Source organism: Nostoc sp. NOS(2021) (assembly GCF_017115025.1).
Classification (GTDB): Bacteria; Cyanobacteriota; Cyanobacteriia; order Cyanobacteriales; family Nostocaceae; genus Nostoc.
Genome location: NZ_JABXKM010000064.1, coordinates 1 through 18,725, shown reverse-complemented (window position 1 = coordinate 18,725; position 18,725 = coordinate 1). Strand labels below are relative to the sequence as shown.

Sequence of the window (18,725 nt, the reverse complement as noted above, 5' to 3'; positions counted from 1 at the left end):
GTGGCAAGGCTGGCATATTTTACTGTGTCTTTTGTATACCAAGCCATCAGGCGCAGATTTTCCCCCTATTCCCCTTGTACATTATTTGGGGATTAAGTGTGGGATTCAGTGAAGCGATCGCAATTTTGTACGATCAAAAATAGTAAACTACTTTTCGCTATCAGTGCTTCACCTTGGAGAAGCCCGATAGCTTACCACTCTTTCACTGACCGCTAACACGAGAATGGCATGACAGACCCAATGATTTTATCAGACCCTGCAAATGACATCGACTCCCTCCGACAACCGTTAATCGCTGGGTCTGAAAAAGTCCAACAACAGATAATCCCACAGTTAGCTGAGTTGGGTAATGAGGGATTAGACGTGTTGATGGAATTTTTACTGAAACGACGTGAGAACCCAGCTACTTGGGTTGATGGCAAAGCTTATCAAGTCCTTTATAACTCTGATGCACCTCAAGCCAAAGAATTTTTGCGCTCCTGTTTTCCTGAGGGAATTGTACCTCTAAAATCAGAGTGCGGGATTAACTACAATTCTTTGCAACAGCTATTGGCGGCTCAAGACTTCCAAGCAGCCGATCGCGTCACCATCGAAAAAATGTGTGAACTATCAGGGCCAACGGCTGTACAACGAAAATGGTTGTATTTTAGTGAGGTAGAAAATGTCTCGGCTGTTGACTTGCAAACCATTAACAACCTCTGGTTAGTCCACTCCGAAGGTAAGTTTGGCTTTTCAGTACAGCGAGAAATCTGGTTGAGTTTGGGTAAAAATTGGGAGAATTTCTGGCCGAAAATTGGCTGGAAAGCAGGTAACATCTGGACGCGATACCCTAACGAGTTTACCTGGGATTTGAGTGCGCCTAGAGGTCACTTACCCCTCTCTAATCAACTTCGCGGGGTACGAGTCTTTGCTTCTTTACTCTCTCATCCAGCTTGGTCGAATAATCCAGAAAAATGATTTTGAGCCTACGTACAAAGGGTGATTTAATAATTCCATGAGGTTTGAGTGGGACGAAAACAAAGCGGCAATAAATCTTTTAAAACATCAGGTTTCCTTTGAAGAAGCCAAAACTGTTTTCGATGATCCGCTCTATGTTAACTTCTATGATCCAGACCACTCTGATGATGAGGAGCGTTACCTTATTATTGGAGAGTCAAGTCGGGGACGCTTACTAATCATGTCGTATACCGAGAGAGGAAAATCGATTCGTCTTATTAGTGCAAGAGAAGTAACGCGATCCGAGCGAGAAGCCTATGAAGAAGGGTAAGCCAGAAATGGAAGACGATTTGCGATCAGAATATGACTTAAAGAGTTTAAGGGTCAGAAACTTCGGCCCTGAACGAAAAAGCTTTGGTAAGACAACAATTCGTTTAGAACCTGATGTTGCAGAGGTTTTTCCTAATGCTGATGCCGTCAATGAGGCTCTAAGATTTCTGATTAGAATTGTGCAGGAAAACCAAGTTTCTGCACTGACAAAGCAGCCTCACAGTTCCTCGGATGGGACAAATAAAAGCCCCTAATGCTGACTTGGAAGTGCCGCAGATCCCAAACTGAAAATATCAAATTGGATAATGGCAAACGTTCGTTTAGAAGATATTAAGCGTCGATTCAATAACGTCACCGCTATTGAGGATATTACCTTTGAAATTCCTGATGGCGAGTTTTGGGTTTTAGTCGGGCCATCGGGTTGTGGTAAGTCTACAATTTTGCGAACGATCGCGGGTTTAGAAACTGCCACATCTGGTAAACTCTTTATTGGCGATCGCTTGGTGAATAATATCCCAGCCAGACAACGGGATGTGGCGATGGTCTTCCAAAACTACGCTCTCTATCCTCACATGAGTGTGGCGCAAAATATCGGCTTTGGCTTGCAAATGCGTCAGGTTGACCGGAAAATCATTCAAGAACGGGTGATGAATGTGGCGCGATCGCTTTCTCTAGATCACCTGCTGGATCGTAAACCCAAACAACTCTCTGGGGGACAGCAACAACGGGTAGCATTAGGGAGAGCGATCGCTCGTGAACCACAAGTGTTTTTACTTGATGAACCTTTATCTAATTTAGATGCCCAATTGCGCGATGATACCAGGGCAGAATTGAAACAGTTACATCAAGAGTTAGGCATTACAACTATTTACGTCACCCACGATCAAGTTGAAGCGATGACTTTGGCTGATAAAATTGTCGTGCTAAATCGCGGGCGGATTCAACAAATCGGCGATCCCCAAACTATTTATACAAGTCCTGCTAATCAGATGGTGGCAAGTTTTTTAGGCAGTCCGCCAATGAATATCTTACCTGCAATCTATGAAAATAACGGTTTTGATGTCAGTGGACAGTTATTAGCAATTCCAGCAGTTGTCAAAGAAAAATTCCAGTTGCGTCAGGGACACAGTTTTGATTTGGGGATTCGTCCAGAGCATATAAAAATCAACACTGATTCAGAACGGGCTGAACAACAGCTATCCGCTAACAGTACTCAAAACTCAGGATTGTTATCAGTTCAAGTTAAAGTCGTGGAACCTTTGGGAAGAGAAACTTTGATTCGTGCTGGTTTACCTGGTTCGGCGGTGGTGTTGAATATTCAGGTAGGCTCTGATGTGCGTTTGCGTCCAGGCGATCGCCTTTCTCTACAACTCGATTTAAATCAGTTGTTTGTATTTGATCCCAAAACTGGGGACAGAATCTTACCTCATGAGTGACTGTGGTTTTAAGGTAACTCTCATCGCTTATTTTAGACTAAATACCCTTGGGATAAAATAACAGGACTTACACACTGCAAACCTAAAACCTAGATCCCCCCTAACCCCCTTAAAAAGGGGGGAATCCTAAAAGCCCACTTTTTAAGGGGGTTGGGGGATCTCTTGTGCGTAAGTCCTAAATAATTTCCCTGTCGATAACGCTTGTAGAAACGTTGCATTGCAACCTCTCTACACACCGGAAAATCCCACCAATTACCTTAACTAAACGGTAAGGAATAAGAGTTTCTGAGAGTTCTTGCCTAAGTGATGGTTTAGTTAAGGTAATTTAGGGTGATTTCATTCTACGACTGTTACCGAAGCCCCTTCAATTGATGGAGGTATACCGGGTAACTCCAGACAGTATCCAGCACCATACACTGTCTTGATATAGCGGGGGTGGCGGGGATCTGGTTCTAGCTTGGTTCTCAAGTGGCGAATATGGACTCGAATCGTTTCAATGTCGTCATCAGGATCGTAACCCCAAACTTCTCTGAGGATTTCGCTGGGAGAAACTGTTTGACCGTGGCGTTGCAGCAAGCAGTGAAGTAGCTCAAATTCTAAGTGAGTCAATTTCACCGTGTCATTGAACCATATTGCCTCAAATCTTTCGGGAACGAGGGTGAGTGAGCCATAGTTGAGAATCTCACTATGCTTTGCTGCTTGGGGAATGCGGTCAGTACGCCGCAAAAGTGCCCGCACCCGCGCCAGCAGTTCTTCAACTTCAAAAGGCTTGGTGAGGTAGTCATCTGCGCCAGCATTGAAGCCTTCCACCTTGTTCTGAGTTTGGCTCAAAGCCGTCAACATTAACACCGGAATCTCAGAGGTGCGATCGTCGCGCCGCAGGCGTTGGCAAACGGTAAACCCATCTACTCTGGGCAACATCAAATCGAGCATGATCAAGTCTGGTTGTAACTGGAGAGCCAGCGCTTGACCTTTGATGCCGTCTTCAGCTTGACTTACATCGTAGCCAGCCATTTCCAAGTTGACGGCAACTAGTTCTGAAATCGCTGGGTCATCGTCTATGACAAGAATCCTCGGCATTCTTAAAAAATTATTACTACTTATTAAGGATAAATAACAACCTTTGTATAGATACAAAGATTTTTCACTCGATTATGAAAAGGTTTTTAAATCTTACATAAATATTAAGATTAAATGACTGTGAAATCAAGACTCAACTACACGAAATCTTATAGTCTATGATGTGTTATACTCCCCCCTACAATCCGTCTTGGTTTTTACAAAACGGTGTGATGATGACTGTGTACACCGCTTTGTGGGGAAAACGTTACTGGGAAAGTACTACTCTATTACCAGAACCGTCTTATCATGAGAAAATCTTTGTTGGTGGCCAAGGTGTGCCAATTTTTGGCTTGGTTGCCATCCCGGAAAATGCTCATAGCACGATTATCGGTACTTATGGCATTACTGGTGAGTTAGAGACAGAATGGTTTTTGAGAGTGCTAGGACGTAAAGCCTACGCTCAAGGATACGCTATGGTGTTATTTGATTGGCGTGCCCACGGCAAAACCGCCCAATTGTCGCCGACTCTGACTTCTGATGGTTTGTATGAGGGGGAAGATTTTGTTCGCATTGCCGCCGCTGCTAAGGCAATGGGATGTCCGGGAAAATTTTGGTTTACAGGGTTTTCTTTAGGAGGGCAATTGGCGCTATGGGCGTTGAAAGTTGCTGGTGAAGTGATTAGGGAGTATGGAGATTTAGGACTAGAAGATAGCGATATTGGCGGTGGTATGGTGATTTGTCCCAGTTTGGATTCGGAGCGATCGCTATCTTATCTAGTTACAAAGCCCTTCGGCAGATATTTGGAAGCAGGGATTGCACAGAATTTAAAAAAACTGGCATGGCGAATACATGATGCTCATCCTGGAAGTATTGACCCAGCAGCGATTGAACGGGCAAACAGTATTTGGGGTTTTGATAATGAACTGGTAATTAAGCGACTAGGTTTTTCTTCTGTGGAAGCATATTACCAAGCTAGTAGTGCTTTACAAATATTGCCGCAAATCTCGAAACCGACTTTGATTATTTATGCTGCCGATGATCCACTTTTTGACCCAGCCATCATACCGGAATTACAAGAAGCCTGCGATCGCAATCCCGCAATAGATTTGTTACTCACTCGGTACGGCGGGCATGTTGGCTATTTGAGTAGCAAAAATTGCCAGCGTAAAGTACAAGACTCTGACCCTTGGTGGGCATGGAATCGAATTTTACAATGGTTGGAGAAACAGCGTAATTCGTAATTTAACGAACCGCAAAGGACGCAAAGAAGAGGCAGCGCGTTGCGGGGGTTCCCCCCGTTGTAGCGACTGCCGTCGCAAAGTAAGAGAAGGAAGAGAAGGAAGACAAGGAAGAGAAGAAATGCTTAAAAATTAAATAGGAGTCCTATATTAGGATTGCCTTTCATGGCAAAGGTTAAGATAGGAAAGGCTAAAGCAAGATATTATTGTTAGCTGGCTAGGAAGAATATATTGATGATATCTGACTCTTTTAATTTGCCCCCTCTGTTAAGACAAGAAGCCCAAAGATGTGCTGCAAGCCTTGGCGTTTCTCTTGAGGAATTTATTGTCTCGGCTGTAGCTGAAAAGGTCGAGATTTTAACTGAGCATCATGAATATCCTGTGTTTCCTGAGCTTACTTATCGTCGGGGTGCTAGTGGTTTAGCAGCGCCAGTACTGCATGGAACTGGCTTGCGGGTACAGACTTTGGCGATCGCATCTCAACAATGGGGATTATCAGCAGAGCAAATTGCTGCTGAGTATGATTTGAGTGAGGCTCAGGTGAATGCAGCCCTAAAAGTGAACAGATTAGCTTGTTTTTACTACTTGTCCTAAATAAACTATTGCAATGGAGAGGCTGGCATTGACTGAGAAGCTACCACAATATTATTGGTAAACCAGCAATGACAGAGGCAATACCTGTCCAGAGAGTAAAGCGCTCAATATCTACTTCATCCAAAGCAACGCTCATTTGCCTAATTGCTAATAGCAGCGCTGCCAGAAGTAGCACAAAGAAGGTAAAGTACTCCAAATTAATAATCATTCATCCTCACTATGTTTTCTAAAAAAGTAGTTCTAATAGGTTTTTAACAAGCTTTGACAAGGTTTTTTTGTTCCAGATTTAACACTTTCTGATAAAAATTATTTGGCAGTGAAAAGATTTAAGATAGCAAGGGCGTGATTGTTCGAGTGCGGTTAGCTGGAACGCTGCAAACGTTACAGTGGTAGCTTCGCTGCCAGATCATAGCCGAGAAAGCTGTGACCCCGCGTTGAACCTGCGAAGCGATCGCGTTAATCTAGCGAATTAGATAGTAGCGCTAAAGCGTCAAACCAGATCCACCCATAATAATTGTCGTAATTAAACAAACTACTAAAGTACAACTCCCTTGACTTTTTGACTCAATGACTGCTCCTAATGATATTTGGCAACCTGCACCGACAGATTTAACTTTGTTACCGGCTGAGATTCATGTCTGGCGCATAGACCTTGACCAACCAGAACCACAGCTGCAAAATTTAGCAGCAACTCTTTCCAGTGACGAAACGGCTCGTGCTGAACGGTTCTATTTTCAGGAACATCGGCAGCGTTTCATCGCTGGTCGTGGTATTCTGCGAACTATATTAGGTCGCTATTTGAGTATCCAGCCGCTACAAGTTCAGTTTAATTATCAACACCGTGGCAAACCTGTATTAGGAGATACATTTGTCGAGAGTGGACTGGCGTTTAACTTGTCTCATTCCCAAGGGTTGGGTTTGTGTGCGGTGAATTGCACCCGCCAAATTGGTGTAGACCTAGAATATATTCGCCCGATGTCTGATTTGGAAGCTCTTGCCAAACGGTTCTTTTTACCGAGAGAATATGAGATGTTGCGATCGCTATCTCCCAACCAACAGCAAGAGGTATTTTTCCGTTACTGGACTTGTAAGGAAGCTTATTTAAAAGCAACTGGAGACGGACTATCGCAGTTAGAGCAAATTGAAGTGTCGCTAACTCCCACAGAACCAGCTAAGTTACAGATAACTGAAGACTGGAGTCTTTTTGAATTACTGCCGGCTAACAATTATGTTGCTGCCGTTGCTATAGAAAATTTTGGCTGGGATTTGAAGTGTTGGCAGTATTGATGTTGATTAAACTCATCTCCTGCGTGAAACAAGAGAGATTTTGCGGAGAAATGACAAATGACAACCTGCTTACTTATCTTCCTGCATATTTCTTACAATTTTTGTCACCAGGTTTCTAGGTACAAATCTAACGCATTTTGCAAGTATTGTATTGAGTAAACCAGGAATGACAATGGTTTGACCCTTCATTAAGGCACGAAAACCAACTTCAGCTACTGTTCGTGCATCCATCATTTTCTTACCCTTGAGCAACTTAGAGTCAGCCATCCCGGTTCTTTCATGAAAAGCAGATGCGGTTGAGCCTGGGCAAAGAACTGTCACAGTGACACCTGTACCTTCTAATTCATTAGCGATCGCTTCTGAAAAAGATAATATATAAGCTTTAGTAGCAAAATAAACCGCCATCAAAGGCCCAGGTTGAAAAGCAGCAGCTGAGGCGACGTTTAAGATTTTTCCCTCACCTTGCTTTACCATGTGCTTCACGAATAGCTTGGTTAAATGGGTGAGACACACCAAATTTACCTGTAGCATTTCCAATTCAGTAGCTAAGTCTGTTTCGTGAAATAATCCATAGATACCAAATCCGGCATTATTTACCAGCACGTCAACATTAATATCGGCTTTTTGCAACTCCGTGAAAATTTCTTCAGGAGCTGTTGATATAGATAAATCCTTAACAATAGCCTTGACAAAAATTCCAAATTCTTTTTGGAATTTAACTGCAATTTCTACAAGCTTTAGGCCGTTTCTGTCTACTAATACCAGATTGTAATCATGAGCAGCAAAAATACATGCTAATTCGTAGCCAATTCCACCGGCTGCCCCAGTAATAAGAGCAGTTTTTTTGCTCTGTCTTTGATGTGTTGTGTTCATGTAAGAATGTTGGTGAATTCAATTTGATGAAGCTGTGTTGCATTTACAGTCGTTCTCGTTCTACAATTAAGTATGCGTAATATCTCAAATGACGAGAAATGCCTTGAGTTATTACCCTTTCAAATGCTTGTGTGATGCCTTGGATAGATGTAGCAATCCAAACGCAAATTTAGGATTTATGCATCGAAGAAGTTGGGCATTAAAGAAGTTCGGTTACTTCAAACTACTAGCACTGGCTTTTGATTACTCACAACAGCCAGCAGGTAAAATCAAACTTTTATGCCCGACACTAACCATTCTATCCTCAATTGCTTCTGTCAAGGGGTGAATACTAAAAATTTACATGATTGAGCATAAAAAAACAGGGCAATTATATTGCCGCTGGTGGTGTATGAGTTGTTGCTGGCATCTGAAATATTGGCTATTCAGTAGTACTGAGTTTTAAAAAACCTGGTCTAAATAAAATGGAAAACTTCTATTATAAGGCTTCTATTTTGAGTGCAATACAGACCTAACCCCCAGCCCCTTCCCAGCAAGGGAAGGGGAGTAAGATTCAAAGTCTCTCTCCTTTTAGGAGAGAGGAATGGAAGTGAGGTCAAAGTGTATTGCTTCCATCAAGAAGCGCTATAGTAGGGTGCGTTACTTCCCTAACACATCCTACGCAAGTTGTGAATTTCTAAGCGATATTCAAGAAGCCACTTTGAATCAAGTAGGCGGTATAAGTCATAAACAATTGAGAGTCAATTGGAGGACAAACAATAGAACTTCCTGCTAGTGCATGGAGAGTATCTTGGCAGCTAATATGGGGTCTTCTAGCTTGCAAGTACAAATCAGGAATAGTCAATTGTTCATCAGACCAACGTTCCAGTAAAAAAGGTCGCAGAGTGTACAAAGGATTATCAACAGAAGACACATTATTGATTAACTCTGATTGCCATTTTTCATAAGGAATCATCTCAACTGAATAACCAAAAGAGCGTATCCACTCAACTAGCATTTTCAAAGCAGCTGGTTGAGGATGTTGTAAATTGAAAGCCTTACCTATGGATTCCTTCTGCCGTGATAGATAAACAATGGCTTTACTTACATAGTCTACAGGAGACATATCCAACATATAATCTACATCAGGGAAACTTCCCATTTGTAGACAGCCCTTGGTCATCAAATTGATAAAGTCATGTGTATTACAAATGCCTGTTTTGCTATCACCTGAAATCAGTGGCGGTCTGTGGATAGTTACAGGAACTCCACGGTCACGAGCAATTTTTACTAACTTTTCAGCTACCCATTTAGTTTGTGAGTAACCAAGATAAATACCTTCCCAATGATTGAATTCATCCTGTTCTTTAACAACCTTGCCAGCATAAGCAGTCGATTCAAAAACAGCAACACTAGAAACGTAATGTACAGGCTTGACTTTAATTTGACAAGCCAATCTCAAAACTTCTTGAGTTCCTAAAACATTAGCTGCTTTCAGTGCTGAGTATGGAAAAACATAATTCAACAAAGCACCACTATGATAGATAGTATCAATATTGGCAGCTAAGATTTGAAACTGTTCCGAACCAATACCTAACAATGGTTGAGATAAATCGCCGACAATAGCAATAATTCTGGAGTTAAATTCTTCCTGCCAAATTGCATACTGTTCTAGATTTTTTTGGAGTTTGCTTTTGCCTTCTTCGGCATTAGCAGCACGCACTAAGCAATAGATATCCGCATCGGTTTCTTGTAGCAATTCCCGGATGATGAAAGCTCCTAAAAAGCCTGTTCCTCCAGTCAAAAAGATGTTTTTGGGTTCACCCACAAGCACATTAGATGCAGCACCAGGATGTATTGTAGGGTCAAGAACAGCCTCGGCACTTAAATCTAAAACAGAGGGTGCAGCATTGGCATTAGAGGATGTCACCTTTGTATCTTGAACTGGTGAACCTTCTTGTACTTCTTCAGCTAAACGCTGTGAAAGGGCTTCAATATTTGGGTAATGCCACAGAAGCAATGGAGATGGTTGAAATCCTAGCAACTTTTCTAAGTTACTGACTAGAATCATTGCTTGGGCTGAATCCAACCCATAGTTTTCTAAATGTTCTTTGACATCTATTTCATCAGTTGCTACTCCTAGCAACTTAGCTAAGTTAGATACCAAAAATACTTGAATATCGTCTGCTGTGAAAGACTGTTTTATAGTCATTTTTAAATCTCCAACAAGGATGTAGAACGAACAGGGTGATACTGACTGTAATAATCGTCAGCTTGCAGCCCTTGAATTTTCAAATTTTGGACACGATACAAAAAGGCTGTACCAGTCATAATTTGATTAGCAACATCAACTACCTGACGATTATTTGGTTCAAACAGGTAGGAACCGCGTACCCAGTCATTGAAACCGCCCATTGCCGGGCCACACCAAATTTGATAATCGACTTCTCTGCCTTTTTCACCAGAACTAGACCAACGAGAAGATAATCCTAGATACCAGCGGAAAATCAACGCCATTTTCAGTTTAGGATTATTGACTGCTTTCCCAAGTTTTTCAGGATTCTTTTGGGACAAATAAGCCGCAGTTCCTTCCCATACTTCAGCAATAGTTTTGCGAAAAACTTGTTTTTCTAATTTCTCTCTTTCTGCCAAAGGAATCTCTTCAATGGAACCATAAGCGCGATAGAGTTCAAATAATTTCTGCGCTCGCATGGGGAACATTGTACCCCGTTTGAGAACTTGCAATTTGACTCCCATTTCAAACATATCTGCTGCTGGGGCCATAATCATATCAGCCATTTCTGCTTGAGCTAATAACTTTTTGGTATGTTCACAAGCCCCAGATTCAATGCATGACTGATTAATTGAGCCTGTCATTATATAAGCAGCACCCATCATAAAGGCTGCTAATGCTGATTGTGGTGTCCCAATTCCCCCTGCTACGCCAATTCTAATGGGTGTTTGGTAATGATATTGTGCTTGAATCTCATCCCGCAAGGCAATAATAGAAGGTAATAAACAAATCAGGGGACGGTTATCTGTATGACCTCCAGAATCAGCCTCGACGGTAATATCATCAGCCATCGGAACTTTAGCTGCAAGAGTTGCTTGTAACTCAGTAATTAAGCCTTGTTCAAGAAGTTCTTTGAGTATTCTGGCTGGTGCTGGTTGCAGAAATTTAGTAGCAACTTCTCGGCGAGAAATTTTGGCAATGACTTTATTTTTGATTTCAATTTGATTGGCCTTATTTAACCCCAATCCAGCAACACGGTAATAAACAATGTTGGGAGTTAAGTCGAGAAATGCAGATGCTTCTACTGTTCTCACTTGATATTTGAGGTATAAATCCACAGCGCGGCGTTCAATCGCTGGTTCATTGGGACTGTGAATTAAATTAAATGCATAAGGCCCTTGAGGTAAAGCTTGTTGAATACGATTTATGGCTGCTTCCAAACGTTCTGGAGTTAAACCACCTGCACCAAAGGAACTCAAAATTTGTGCTTTTCCGAGTGCAATTACCATTTCTTCGGAAGCAATTCCGCCAGCCATTGCGCCGGTAACGTAGGCATATTTCACTCCATGAAAGGAGAGAAAATTGGGATCTCCAAATTGTTGAATACGGATTGGTGCTGCAAATGTTAGCAGTTCTACTTGTGCTGTTGTGCCATTATCACCTGGGGATAAATACCCCTCATTTGTGACACCGATTTTTCCGGCAACTTTCACGATGTAGCAGGGTTTATCTAATACCATCAATTTATCTTTGATGGTTTGTTGCTCAAAAGATACAGTTTCTAAAGAACCTTTCCAAACCTGGTTTTTGTTATAAGACCAGGCAGAGAAGTTAAGACCATTATCGTGTTTACTTAGTACCGTATCTACGGTTGTCACGGCAGTTATCCCTCGGATTACAAGCAATGGATGATAGATGTAGATTCTGTAAAGGAGTCTACGTTTTATTTTCTTTTAACGAACCACAGAGGCGCAGAGAACACAGAGGAAGAGAGTAATACCAATTCTCTGGAAGATGCACTTAATCTTTTTTAAACGAACCGCAAAGGACGCAAAGGACGCGAAGGAAGAGAAGGAAGAGAAGGAAGAGAAGGAAGAGATAAGTTAAGCAGTTGTTGAGTGCAAGTTGAGAGAGAATTGGTATGATTTATTAGGATTCTTCGTTGAGCAAGTTTTGGGCGCAAGTTAGTTGCAATTGAATGATTTCGCTCATTTGTTGACTATAATCTTGTCTAGCTTGTAAAAAAGCACTGTGCGCTTTAGTTATCTTTGAATTATTAGCATTGAGCTTTTGATACTGAGTCTTATTTAAATCAAACATGCTGATGATGCTACTAATTTTTTGAGTGATGACAGGTGGCGAAGAAAGAGGATTTTGCTGCCCAATTGCGCTTGACTCAGAAGATTGTAATTGTTCTTTCGTTTCAAAACCGTTATCAATGATATTTTTCGGTTTTACTTCTTCTGGCTGAGGCAAGATGCTAGGGGAATAACTTTCTTCTTGGGTTATCTGGTTAGAAGTCTTAAGAAAATCTGTGATTTCAGATTGTTGGAGATTAGGTATGTTTGGATGCTGTTTTTTGAAGCGATCGCACTTAATATCCCCAACCAAATCTTCAACAAGTTTACGATTTTCTTCGCTCAAAATTGTAGCAGCGATCGCTTTCCCTCCCAAGGTAACTGTTCTTAATGTTGCTTTATTTGAATTAGCAGTTTCTTGGGCTTTGCTATACAGTGGTGATAAATCCACATTCACCTGATGACTGAGTAGTTTTGCTAATGCTTTGACCATTGAAGCATGGTCATCCATCCCTCTACGATTCAGAGAAACTGTGATGTGTTCTTTGTTGCCGAGAATTTTATCAATCCATCGTGAACAGACACTACCTGCACCAGCTTCTAAAAATATTCTGACACCATCACCGTAGACACGATTAACTAATTGCGGAAAATCAAGTTCTTGGCACAATCCTTTGGCGATGTTATGCGCGATGGCTTCGCCAACGCCTCCGGCGAACGCATCACTTTCAAGTGCGATCGGTTGATAATCTGCGGCTGAATAAAAAACAATACCGGGGAGATTTTGGGATGGTAAGGTGTTTACCTTCTTGATTTCCTCGTACTGCGATCGCATCGCTTCACAATGTATCACATGGTCGAAGGGAGCCGGGAAAGCGTTGCAACCTAAAGTTTCAATCACTCGCTTACAGGCTGCATCATCACCAGCAATTAATACTTCTTCTGGTGTGTTGATTTGAGTTAAGTAGACGTGATTTTCATGTTTAAGACATTCTCTAACTTGAGATGGAGTAGCCATGAGAACATAAGTATTCCAAAAATTGTTGTTTGGTGAATCGGTTAATCCCCAATATTCACGCACAGCATTTTTCGGCCCAGATAATTTATCGCCAAATAAAGGTGATGAATTTAAGGTATTACTTCCGCCTTCAAAATCACTCCAAACTCCTTGGGCAACCATCATACTAGTTTCACCCAAGCTATACCCAAAAACGGATTTCGGCTTGACTTGAAAATCATCTCGGAAAATTGCCGTCATGTATCTAGCAAAGGCAATTTCACTTTCAAACATTGCCAGTGAATCATCTAACAATTGCTTTTCGAGAGTTTCTAGTTGCCTAGTTGTCAATTTAGGTAAACTTCTCGGATAAACCAACTTTTCAACATCGGCAGCCCGATTGTAGAGATTGTTACTTTTTAAGTCCTCAAAAACTTTCGGAAATAAACGGAAGACACTGCGACCAATGCCAATATAAGAATTGACTGCGGCGGGATAAACATAAGCAACTGCTCCAGTTTTACCCAATGGTTTCGCTGTGAAATAACTTCCTAAAGGTGTTTGCCAATCTGTGCCGTTCTCAAAAGCATTATTTACACCTTTGCGGGCAGATTCAATTTCTTTGAGTAAATCTTTTGTGTTACGTCCTGTGATTGATAAGACGTATTTAGGATTAGGATGCTGTTCAAATGTAGCAAATGTTTGGCTAGCGGTAGCTGATAAAGAAGAACTCGCTTCAATGGTATGTTGGAGATTGTTTAGAAGATCGGAAATGGTGGTGCGATCGCTAACTGCTATGGGGAACAAATGAAAAGGCATTTGTTGCAAATATCTGTTGTCGCGCTCCTCTTGGCTGGGTTCTTCCGATAAGATTAAATGGGCGTAACTCCCATCTATACCCATACTATTAATTGCTGCTATTCTGCGTGTGCCGCCTTTATCGACAAACCAAGGTCTTGATTCCATTGCCACATAGAAAGGGCTACCTTCCCATACTTGCGGTGTTTTGACACCAGACCATTTGGGGGTGGCGGGAATATACCTGTAATAAAGACAGAGGGCGGTTTTGATTAAGCTAGCGATTCCTGATGCTGTATAGGTGTGGCCGATATTGGCTTTGACACTGCCCAATGCACAGTGCAAACCATTGCCCACTTTCGGATAAGCTTGGAGTAAACCTGTGATTTCGGCTTCATCCTGCTGGGAAACGCCACTACCGAAGACTTCTACATAGTTAACCTCTGTGGGTTGAATATCTGCCATCTGGAAAGCTTGTTTGCAGACATTGCTGATAGCTAAAGCATCAGTTTTTACCAGAGCGTTACTGTCAGTAGAATTATCTTGTGCGAAACTCATGGCATCAATGACTGCATAGATGCGTTCATTGTCTTCCTTAGCAGCTTCGTAGCGCTTGAGGACAACAGCACCAGCACCTTCGCCAACCGTCCAGCCATTTGCTTGTTGGTCATAACCCAACGTATTGACACCGGTATTAATTGGTGCAAATTGGTTGCGGAATAAGACATTTTCCACACCACCTGCCAAATCTACCGCACCCACAACCACTGCATCAACTTCACCCGTAGCGAGTAGCATTTGTGCAACTTCCAACGCTTTGAGGGCGGAATTTTCGCCAGCGCTGATGGTGAATGCCGGGCCAGTGAAATTCCATAAAGCTGAAATTCGACTCGCCATAATGTTGGCGATGTGACTCACATATTCACCGATTTCTACTGGTTGGTGAATGCTATCTTTAACGATGGTTTCCAGTTGTGCAAGCTGTTCCGCAGGTAAAGAAATTCCTTGATTGAGTAAGCTGTCCTTAACTTGCCAAGATAAATTCCATCTTTGCTGTAGCTGATGCACAGAGAATTCTGTTTCAGCAGCGACAATAACCGCTACATTACCGCCTTCCTGTAGTTTCGCATCTTTCACGGCGCGATCGCTAACTTTCAGGAGCAATAATTGTTGTGGGTTTAACTTTTCGATTTCATTCGGTGGGATTTTGCACGATAAAGTATCGATTTCAAAATCTTTGATATATGCCCCAACTGGTGCTTTACCATCTGCTAAACCGTACTCTTTCAGGACATTTTCTTGATTTTCTATACCGTGCCATCTTTGAGGCGGTAGAGAAGTAAAATGCTGTGTTCCATCATAAATACTGCGTTCAAAAGCATCTAAACCGTTGCAGTTACCAAAAAAGGCATCCATGCCGACAATGGCGACTTTTACAGGTGGAACAGGTGCAGTTGATTCAACTGGTTGTGTTGTATTTCCTTGTTCTAAAATCAGATGGGAATTAGTGCCGCCAAAACCAAAAGCGCTAATAGCTGCCCGTTTAATTGATGCGTTATTATTCGGCCATGCCGTAGCTGTTCTAACAATTTTATCGGCGGAAATTGTACTATTTTCAGACGCTAAAGGTTCTGAAACATTCATGGTTGCTGGAATTAGACCATGAGACATACTCAAAATCACTTTAGTCAAGCCAACCATGCCAGCAGCAGTTAGCAAGTGACCAGTATTTGCCTTAGCAGAACCAACCAGAGGTGCAGCTTGGTTTTGACCAAAGAATGTTTCTATGGAATTGAATTCGGTTGTATCTCCTAGTAATGTGCCAGTTGCATGACACTCTAGATAATCGATGGTTTTCGGACTAAATTTCGCCTCGTTATAGGCTCGTTCAAAAGCTAGAATTTGTCCTTTAGGATTAGGACTCAGTAAATGTTTACCTTTGCCATCATTCGAGAGTCCATTACCGCAGATAGTGGCGAGAATATTATCGCCATCTCTAACGGCATCAGAATATCTTTTCAGCATCACCATCCCAACACCATCAGCGGGGATTAATCCTCTAGATGACTTATCCAAGGGGCGGCTGATACCGTTTTCTGCATACCCTTGAACACCAGAAAATAACATCCGCACAAATAGGGAATCTGCACAACTTATGGCTCCAGCTAACATGACATCAGCTTTGTGTGACCATAAATAATGAGATGCTAGTTTAATAGCATAAAATGATGATGAACAAGCAGCATCCAGACATAAATTAATCTGGGATAGAGATAGAGCTTGAGCAACGATAGATGCTGGTAAACCAGATATCATCGCATTGTACAAAGATGCTTTGGTTGTAGTTGGGAGAGTAGCTAAATCAAAGTCTTCATACTGCAAAAGTTCTCTAACAGCAGGGGTAATAGATTGCTGGTAAATTGGAGAGAATAGCTGATTAGATAATTTTGTTGGAAATGACAAATTACCTAAAATTACGCCGCATTTTGCCAGAACAGTTTGATTACCCCAATAACCACTGTTTACAATTGCTTGTTTAGCTGCATACAATGACCATTTGAAGGTGTTATCTAAACCAGTAACAAATTCTGATGGTAGATTGTATTCAGATGGATTAAATTGAAAGTTGCGGATGTATCCGCCTTTGAGGGAATAGGTTTTGTCTGGTGTACCTTTAACTGGATTGTGAAAGATTGTCGGATCTACTCCGATTTCTTCGACGGTTGCAGAGGATGTGGAATCTTTTTGATTAACGATGTTCTGCCAGTATTCTTCAGGATTTTTAGCATCGGGGAATAGGCATGATAATGCGATAATGGCTATTTTTTCCACGATTTATATGCTCCGGGTTTGGGTATTAGGCAAGAGATAATTTAAAAGGCAGGATTTACGCTGTTCCCCAAACTTTGAAGATGGAAACCTCACTTCCATTCCTCTCCCCTAAAAGGGGAGAGGCTTTGAATTCTCCCCCTTCCCTCGTAGGGAAGGGGGCTGGGGGGTTAGGTTTCGCGTTAGCTTTTCCACATGACGTGAAAAGTCAAGGAAGATTACTAACTTCTGAGCATTTTCATTGACCAAATAATGGCATGGGCACCGAGCATTCGTGAATAGATTTTACCTTGGCGATCGTGTATGATAAAGTTTGCGATCGCACTACTTGGTGTCTTAGCTAGCACTTCACAAGAAACGTAAAATGTTTCGTTATGTGGTATCGCTTCAAATTGTTCAAATTTTTCCACTTTTCCAGGTAAACAACCTTCTTCATGAAAGTGTTGTGTCCAAATCCATAAGGCGTGCATACTCAAGTCAGTTGTATAAGGATTTACCCATTGGACGGGGAATTGTCCTTGTTGCTGGGCGCTGAGTTCTGGCCACAGACATTCTGTAGTGATTTTTTCGGGACTGATGTTTAAGACTCTCTTAACTTCTTGAAAACCGGGTCCGTGAAATAATGTAGCCCCACCATTTTGGTAAAAAGCTTTTCCGGTAGCGGTGATAATATTATCTGGTTCGAGATTGAGAGATTCATAAGTGGGTGCAACTGGGATTTCTCGCTGGAGATTGAGTTGAGCGCTAAAATGAAAATGGATTTTTCCTTCAGGGTTTTTACTCGAAATTTTGGCTTTAAGTTCGATTCTTTCAAGATTAACCTTAGAAATTTCTTCTATTTCTAAAATATGTTCCTTCGCTAATGTCTCATTAAAAGTAATCCCCTTTAAAACCTTGAAATCTTGGTAATTGGACAATCTATAACCGGGATATAATTGTTCAGAAGCATTGATAATCCAGGTCATTGCACAAGTTGCTGGTAAAACTGGAGAACCAGCAATAGTATGATCGTGTAAAAATGGATTAGCCTCTAATGTCATTTGGCGACGAATACGATAAGTTCGTAGTTCTGAATCTAGCTCTGTAGCCATTGGAACTAGTGGGCTACCAATGACAACTTGTGCGGTTGCATGATTGGTATTATCCATTTCTTTCACGAGCATTTGTGCGCCGACTGCAATCGGAATTATTTCAATTTTCCGCTCTTGAAAAATCTTCTTTAATTCTGCTGTCACCATTCCACTATCCCAAGCGCCCCAGTTGATAGCGACTACATGACATGAGGGATAACTTTGCTTAAATATATGGGCTGATTTGTTCAGAATTTCATTAGCGATCGCATAATCAGATTGTCCAGGATTTCCATAAAATCCTGTTACCGAAGAAAACAAAACTAAATGTTGAAGTTGATTAGGATTAACGCAAGCTAATAGGTTTTCTAAACCTTGAACTTTGGCGGTGTAAACTTTTTCAAAATCTTGTTCTGTTTTCTTTTCAATTAACTTATCAGCCAAGTTCCCCGCGCCGTGAATGATTCCTGTGATTGGGCCGAGATGTTGGACAGCATTGGCAAGTTTTTCTTGTAAAGCTTGCGTATTTGTAACATCGACGCTGATATATTCTGCTTTCGCTCCGGTTTTTTCAATTGCTGCTAGAGTCTTTTTAATTTCGCGGCTGGAGGTAATTTTGTTATATATTTTTTGCACATTCATGGGTGTGGGCTTCTCTCCTTGGGAAAGAAGATTTTCCATAATGCATTTTTTCAATGCGGATTCATCAGAATTTTGAGCAAAATCTGGCTCAGTTTCTAATAGTTCGGAACGACCGAGGAGGATGAATTTGCAGGGTTGCTGTTGGGCTAATCTGATAGTACACTCAGCCGTAATCCCTTTTGCACCGCCGCTCACGACAAAGACAGATGATGGACTAAGCTGGGCTGTTTGTGTCATAAATCCTCGTGAATACCTGCATAAATTGGGTTTTGATGTGCAACTGATTAACCAGGGTTTTACCCCACCCTAACCCCCCCCCTGTTAAAGGGGGGGGAATGGGTTT

General features: G+C 41.8%; 14 protein-coding genes. 7 read left to right on the top strand and 7 right to left on the bottom strand.

The window, feature by feature from the left end; all coding sequences use genetic code 11:
• The first annotated feature begins 228 nt into the window (after window positions 1–228).
• Genes HWQ41_RS07700 through HWQ41_RS07685 form a run of 4 tightly spaced genes read left to right on the top strand, consistent with a single transcriptional unit; the run spans window position 229 to window position 2,702 of the window.
• Complete coding sequence (locus HWQ41_RS07700; RefSeq protein WP_292761181.1) at window positions 229–957, top strand: GUN4 domain-containing protein; 729 nt, start codon at window positions 229–231, stop codon at window positions 955–957.
• 37 nt (window positions 958–994) lie between these two features.
• On the top strand, window positions 995–1,267 hold the full coding sequence (locus HWQ41_RS07695; RefSeq protein ID WP_292761180.1) for a BrnT family toxin: 273 nt from the start codon (window positions 995–997) through the stop codon (window positions 1,265–1,267).
• Window positions 1,254–1,520 (top strand): hypothetical protein, encoded by a 267-nt coding sequence (locus HWQ41_RS07690; RefSeq protein ID WP_366931643.1) that lies wholly within the window; start codon window positions 1,254–1,256, stop codon window positions 1,518–1,520. Before HWQ41_RS07695 ends, HWQ41_RS07690 begins: the two co-directional genes overlap by 14 nt.
• 51 nt (window positions 1,521–1,571) lie before the next feature.
• Window positions 1,572–2,702: an ABC transporter ATP-binding protein gene (locus HWQ41_RS07685; protein ID WP_292761178.1), complete on the top strand. Its 1,131-nt coding sequence runs from the start codon at window positions 1,572–1,574 to the stop codon at window positions 2,700–2,702.
• 336 nt (window positions 2,703–3,038) lie between these two features.
• Here HWQ41_RS07685 and HWQ41_RS07680 read toward each other — a convergent pair whose 3' ends face one another.
• Window positions 3,039–3,782: a response regulator transcription factor gene (locus tag HWQ41_RS07680; RefSeq protein ID WP_292761176.1), complete on the bottom strand. Its 744-nt coding sequence runs from the start codon at window positions 3,780–3,782 to the stop codon at window positions 3,039–3,041.
• A 158-nt stretch (window positions 3,783–3,940) separates the two neighbouring features.
• On the opposite strand from HWQ41_RS07680, the gene HWQ41_RS07675 reads away from it, so the two are divergent.
• Both HWQ41_RS07675 and HWQ41_RS07670 read left to right on the top strand, forming a co-directional pair.
• Complete coding sequence (locus HWQ41_RS07675) at window positions 3,941–5,005, top strand: alpha/beta fold hydrolase (protein ID WP_292761175.1); 1,065 nt, start codon at window positions 3,941–3,943, stop codon at window positions 5,003–5,005.
• Window positions 5,006–5,236: 231 nt separating this feature from the next.
• On the top strand, window positions 5,237–5,596 hold the full coding sequence (locus HWQ41_RS07670; protein WP_292761172.1) for a DUF433 domain-containing protein: 360 nt from the start codon (window positions 5,237–5,239) through the stop codon (window positions 5,594–5,596).
• 40 nt (window positions 5,597–5,636) lie between these two features.
• On the opposite strand, the gene HWQ41_RS07665 is transcribed toward HWQ41_RS07670, so the two are convergent.
• Window positions 5,637–5,804 (bottom strand): hypothetical protein, encoded by a 168-nt coding sequence (locus HWQ41_RS07665; RefSeq protein WP_292761170.1) that lies wholly within the window; start codon window positions 5,802–5,804, stop codon window positions 5,637–5,639.
• A 359-nt stretch (window positions 5,805–6,163) separates the two neighbouring features.
• Here HWQ41_RS07665 and hetI point away from each other — a divergent pair, with 359 nt between their 5' ends.
• Window positions 6,164–6,883, top strand: a complete 720-nt coding sequence (hetI, locus tag HWQ41_RS07660; protein ID WP_292761168.1) for a 4'-phosphopantetheinyl transferase HetI — start codon at window positions 6,164–6,166, stop codon at window positions 6,881–6,883.
• A gap of 69 nt (window positions 6,884–6,952) precedes the next feature.
• On the opposite strand, the gene HWQ41_RS07655 is transcribed toward hetI, so the two are convergent.
• The 5 genes from HWQ41_RS07655 to HWQ41_RS07635 form a co-directional block, all read right to left on the bottom strand.
• On the bottom strand, window positions 6,953–7,756 hold the full coding sequence (locus HWQ41_RS07655) for an SDR family oxidoreductase (protein ID WP_292761166.1): 804 nt from the start codon (window positions 7,754–7,756) through the stop codon (window positions 6,953–6,955).
• A gap of 676 nt (window positions 7,757–8,432) precedes the next feature.
• The gene (locus HWQ41_RS07650) at window positions 8,433–9,947 is read right to left on the bottom strand and encodes a thioester reductase domain-containing protein (RefSeq protein WP_292761164.1); all 1,515 of its coding nucleotides are present in this window, start codon (window positions 9,945–9,947) and stop codon (window positions 8,433–8,435) included.
• A gap of 2 nt (window positions 9,948–9,949) precedes the next feature.
• The gene (locus HWQ41_RS07645) at window positions 9,950–11,626 is read right to left on the bottom strand and encodes a PfaD family polyunsaturated fatty acid/polyketide biosynthesis protein (RefSeq protein ID WP_292761161.1); all 1,677 of its coding nucleotides are present in this window, start codon (window positions 11,624–11,626) and stop codon (window positions 9,950–9,952) included.
• Window positions 11,627–11,897: 271 nt separating this feature from the next.
• On the bottom strand, window positions 11,898–16,673 hold the full coding sequence (locus HWQ41_RS07640; RefSeq protein ID WP_292761158.1) for a PfaB family protein: 4,776 nt from the start codon (window positions 16,671–16,673) through the stop codon (window positions 11,898–11,900).
• 218 nt (window positions 16,674–16,891) lie between these two features.
• Window positions 16,892–18,619, bottom strand: a complete 1,728-nt coding sequence (locus HWQ41_RS07635) for an SDR family NAD(P)-dependent oxidoreductase (protein ID WP_292761156.1) — start codon at window positions 18,617–18,619, stop codon at window positions 16,892–16,894.
• Between the last annotated feature and the right edge of the window lie 106 nt (window positions 18,620–18,725).

What these genes read in the sequence shown, in the direction of transcription:
- HWQ41_RS07700 (WP_292761181.1), top strand. Translation starts at nt 229, where the DNA reads ATGACAGACCCAATGATTTTATCAGACCCTGCAAATGACATCGACTCC.
- HWQ41_RS07695 (WP_292761180.1), top strand. Translation starts at nt 995, where the DNA reads ATGAGGTTTGAGTGGGACGAAAACAAAGCGGCAATAAATCTTTTAAAA.
- HWQ41_RS07690 (WP_366931643.1), top strand. Translation starts at nt 1,254, where the DNA reads ATGAAGAAGGGTAAGCCAGAAATGGAAGACGATTTGCGATCAGAATAT.
- HWQ41_RS07685 (WP_292761178.1), top strand. Translation starts at nt 1,572, where the DNA reads ATGGCAAACGTTCGTTTAGAAGATATTAAGCGTCGATTCAATAACGTC.
- HWQ41_RS07680 (WP_292761176.1), bottom strand. Translation starts at nt 3,782, where the DNA reads ATGCCGAGGATTCTTGTCATAGACGATGACCCAGCGATTTCAGAACTA.
- HWQ41_RS07675 (WP_292761175.1), top strand. Translation starts at nt 3,941, where the DNA reads ATGATGTGTTATACTCCCCCCTACAATCCGTCTTGGTTTTTACAAAAC.
- HWQ41_RS07670 (WP_292761172.1), top strand. Translation starts at nt 5,237, where the DNA reads ATGATATCTGACTCTTTTAATTTGCCCCCTCTGTTAAGACAAGAAGCC.
- HWQ41_RS07665 (WP_292761170.1), bottom strand. Translation starts at nt 5,804, where the DNA reads ATGATTATTAATTTGGAGTACTTTACCTTCTTTGTGCTACTTCTGGCA.
- hetI (WP_292761168.1), top strand. Translation starts at nt 6,164, where the DNA reads ATGACTGCTCCTAATGATATTTGGCAACCTGCACCGACAGATTTAACT.
- HWQ41_RS07655 (WP_292761166.1), bottom strand. Translation starts at nt 7,756, where the DNA reads ATGAACACAACACATCAAAGACAGAGCAAAAAAACTGCTCTTATTACT.
- HWQ41_RS07650 (WP_292761164.1), bottom strand. Translation starts at nt 9,947, where the DNA reads ATGACTATAAAACAGTCTTTCACAGCAGACGATATTCAAGTATTTTTG.
- HWQ41_RS07635 (WP_292761156.1), bottom strand. Translation starts at nt 18,619, where the DNA reads ATGACACAAACAGCCCAGCTTAGTCCATCATCTGTCTTTGTCGTGAGC.